The sequence below is a fragment of the Cysteiniphilum marinum genome, assembly GCF_014857925.1.
Classification (GTDB): Bacteria; Pseudomonadota; Gammaproteobacteria; order Francisellales; family Francisellaceae; genus Caedibacter; species Caedibacter marinus.
The window spans coordinates 1-4,214 of record NZ_JACYVZ010000072.1; the positions used below are offsets into that span (position 1 = coordinate 1).

The following is a 4,214-nucleotide window of genomic DNA, read 5'->3' on the forward strand; positions in this document are numbered from 1 at the left end:
CGTGTACCATCAACCAGATTGTCACTGCTATTAATATATTGCAATGAATCAATTAAGCTTTGCGCTGTTGTCACATCAATATCACTGGCATGTGTAATCGTAACTGTCGCGGTATTGGCAACAACTGCAATGTTGTAGTTATAGCTATTAGCTGTTGTTGTGCCACTGCCATTAACAAGACTAATACTCTGACCATCAATGATAACTTGTTCACTATTACCATCGACTAAGTTACTGACAGTAAAGGTAATTGCTTCGACTAAATCAGCTGACTCAATTAAATCGATTGCTGTACTGCCAAATAAACTTACTGCTGCTTGGTTTTCACTAAAGCTTGGGTTTAATCCAGTCGCTGTAACAATCGGCTCATCGTTAATTGCTGTTACATTAACCGTTGAGGCAATGCTTAAAGTAACTTCATTATCCCCGCCATTGGCAACACTACCACTATCGCGTAAAGCCGTCAAGGTGACAACACGTGTACCATCAACCAGATTGTCACTGTTATTAATATATTGTAGTGAATCAATTAAGCTTTGCGCTGTCGTCACATCAATATCACTGGCATGTGTAATCGTAACTGTCGCGGTACTGGCGACAACTGCGACTGTATAGTTATAGCTATTGGCTGCTGTTGTACCACTACCATCAACAAGATTAATATTCTCTCCATCAATGATAACTTGTTCACTATTGCCATCAACTAAGTTACTAACGGTAAAGGTAATCGCCTCAACTAAATCAGCTGTTTCAACTAAATCAATCGCGGTACCAGCAAATAAACTTACCGCTGTTTGGTTTTCAGTAAAGCTTGGATTTAATCCAGTCGCTGTAACTACAGGCTCATCATTCACTGCAACCACATCAACCGTTGCTTGTATGGCTGTTGCTGATAACAAGCCTTCATTATCTTGGGCTTTCACCGTAAAGGCTGCAATCGTATCACCATTGGCATTCGGTGCTGGTGTCCAATAAGCATTGTTGCTTGCATCAATCGTATCATTAGTACCTGCTGAAAATGCTGTGGCTGCACCTTGAGTCGCCCCTATTTTCAATGTACCACTTGTTAATGCCTGGACAACAAAGCCATCAACGGTACCATCAATATCGGCTTCATTACCTTGAGCCAATAATTGCGCCAAGGTAATCTCAACTTCGGTATCTTCATTGGTGGAAACAATTGCATCGGCAAAGCTTGTTAAGGTTGGTGCATCATTGATTGATGTCACATCAATAGTCATTGTCGCAATATTTGAATTATCCACACCATCATTAACGCTAAAGTTAAAGCTAGCATAAGACGCTCCATTTTCATCAGCCACTGGTTCAAAGACAAGCTCTCCCGCTGTTAATTGTGCTAAAGAAATCGTATTATTCGTGCCAAGAATAACCGCACTGCTATTAACTGTGAGCATACCATTAGCAGGCAAGCTTGTGATGGTTACTGAAGTCAATGCATCATTCTCAACATCAGTGAAGCTAAAGTTTGCTGCACTAAAGGTGTGATTCGTATCTTCATTTGTTGTTATCGCACTATTTGCCGCAACTGGTGCGTCATTGACAGCCACCACATCCACTGTTGCTTGTACGGCTGTTGATGATAACAAGCCTTCATTGTCTTGCGCTTTCACCGTAAAGGCTGCAATCGTATCACCATTGACATTCGGCGCTGGTGTCCAGTATGCCTTATTGGTTGCATCAATCGTATCATTAGTACCTGCTGCAAATGCTGTTGCTGTCGCTTGAGTTATCCCTATTTTTAATGTACCACTTGTTAATGCTTGGACAACAAAGCCATCGATTGTACCATCAATATCGGCTTCATCACCTTGCTCTAATAATTGCGCTAAGGTAATCTCAACTTCGGTATCTTCATTGGTTGAAACAATCGCATCTGCGAAGCTTGTTAAGGTTGGTGCGTCATTAACAGAAGTCACATCAATGGTCATTGTCGCAACATTTGAATTATCCACACCATCATTAACCGTAAAGTTAAAGCTGGTATAAGAGGCACCATGCTCATCAGCCACTGGTTCAAAGACGAGCTCACCTGCCACAAGTTGCGCTAAGGTAACCGTATTGTTCGTACCTAGAACAACAGCACTACCATTGACTTTAAGTGTGCCATTAGCGGGTAAGCTTGTAATGGTTACTGAAGACAGCGCATCATTCTCAACATCCGTGAAACTAAAGTTTGCTGCACTAAAGGTGTGATTGGTATCTTCATTTGTTGTTATTGCACTATTTGCGGCAACTGGTGCGTCATTGACAGCCACCACATCCACTGTTGCTTGTACGGCTGTAGCGGACAGTAATCCTTCATTGTCTTGCGCTTTCACTGTAAATGCTGCAATCGCATTACCATTGACATTCGGCGCTGGTGTCCAGTATGCCTTATTGGTTGCATCAATCGTATCATTAGTACCTGCTGCAAACGCTGTTGCTGTGGCTTGAGTCGCCCCTATTTTCAATGTGCCACTTGTCAATGTTTGGACAACAAAGCCGTCAACTGTGCCATCAATATCTGCTTCATTCCCTTGAGCCAATAATTGCGCTAAGCTAATCTCAACTTCAGTATCTTCATTGGTGGAAACGATCGCATCTGCAAAGTTGGTTAACGTTGGCGCGTCATTGATTGGCGTCACATCAATGGTCATTGTCGCAGCATTTGAATTATCCACGCCATCATTAACGCTAAAATTAAAACTAGTATAAGGAGCACCATGCTCATCAGCCACTGGTTCAAAGACGAGCTCGCCTGCCACAAGTTGTGCTAAAGTAACGGTATTATTCGTGCCAAGTACAACGGCACTACCATTGACTTTGAGCATGCCATTAGCCGGTAAGCTTGTTATCGTTACTGAAGACAGCGTATCATTTTCAACATCAGTAAAATCAAAATCACTAAGATTAAACGTATAATTACTATCTTCATTGGTTGTTATTGCACTGTTGATCGCAATCGGTGGGTCATTCACAGCAGTCACATTAATCGTCATTGTCGCTTGATTAGCCGAATCAACAACACCATCGCTAACTAAGAAATCAAAGCTTGCCGTTTCAGCATCCTCTGCATCAGGTTCATAACTTAATAAACCAATATTGGCAGCTAACACCACCTGATCTGCCGTAATCGTCGTACCATTATACTTCAATTGACCATTAGCACTGATGCTACTAAAGACAACGGTAATACTTTGTAATGTGTCACCTATATCCACGTCACTAAAGCCAAATTCATTTAAGCTAAAGACATGTGTAGTATCTTCATTTGTGGTCACGCTACTGGCTTGAGCTACTGGTATATCATTGATTGCTGTAACATTAATGGTCATCGTAGCTGGCGCATCAGAGTCAACTGTGCCGTCATTTACCAAGAAATCAAAGCTGGCAACTTCAGCATTCTCACCATCTGGCTCATAACTTAATAAACCAATATTTGCGGCTAATACCACCTGATCTGCCGTAATGGCCGTGCCATTATATTTCAGCTGCCCATTACCACTAATACTACTATAGACAACAGTAATACTTTGTAATGTGTCACCTGTATCAACATCACTAAAGCCAAATTCATTTAAACTAAAGATATGTGTGGTATCTTCATTTGTACTCACAACACCATCTTGAGCCACTGGCGCATCATTGACTGCTGTCACATCAATTGTCATGGTATAACTGGTTTCAGAATCAACTAGACCATCATTGACAAAGAAGTTAAAGCTTGCATAGGCAACACCACTTTCATCCCCATCTGCTACAAAGCTAAGATCACCATCGGTAATTGCCTGAACACTAATATATTGATTAACAACAACATTTACACCATCTAGTTTTAGCGTGCCATCAGCAGGTAAAGTCTCAACCTTAATGGCAGTAAATGGGTGATTATCCGCATCACTATAGCCAAAATCATTCAACCCAAAAACATATGCCACATCTTCAAGTGTGGTTATTGTGTTGTTTTGCCCTTGTGGCGGGTTGGATAGCCCAAGCTCTAGTATTCCTTTTGAATCGCGTGCATCACTTTCGGTATTGCGCGCCCACTCATCATCTAATTGACGCTTCAATACGCCACTGGTATCACTGATGTACCCCCTCAATTTGGGACAGTAAGTCCACCAGAATGAGGAGCAGAAAAATGGCAAAATCTCGCTACACACAAGAGTTTAAAAATGAATCAGTTAAATTAGCTCTAGAAAAAGATGCTAATC

1 protein-coding gene is annotated in these 4,214 nt (G+C 41.6%); it reads right to left on the reverse strand.

Annotated elements, in window-relative coordinates; translation table 11 throughout:
* A partial coding sequence (locus IE867_RS14075) for a beta strand repeat-containing protein (RefSeq protein WP_192485344.1) occupies positions 1 to 4,070 on the reverse strand: 4,070 nt, incomplete at its 3' end.
* Between the last annotated feature and the right edge of the window lie 144 nt (positions 4,071 to 4,214).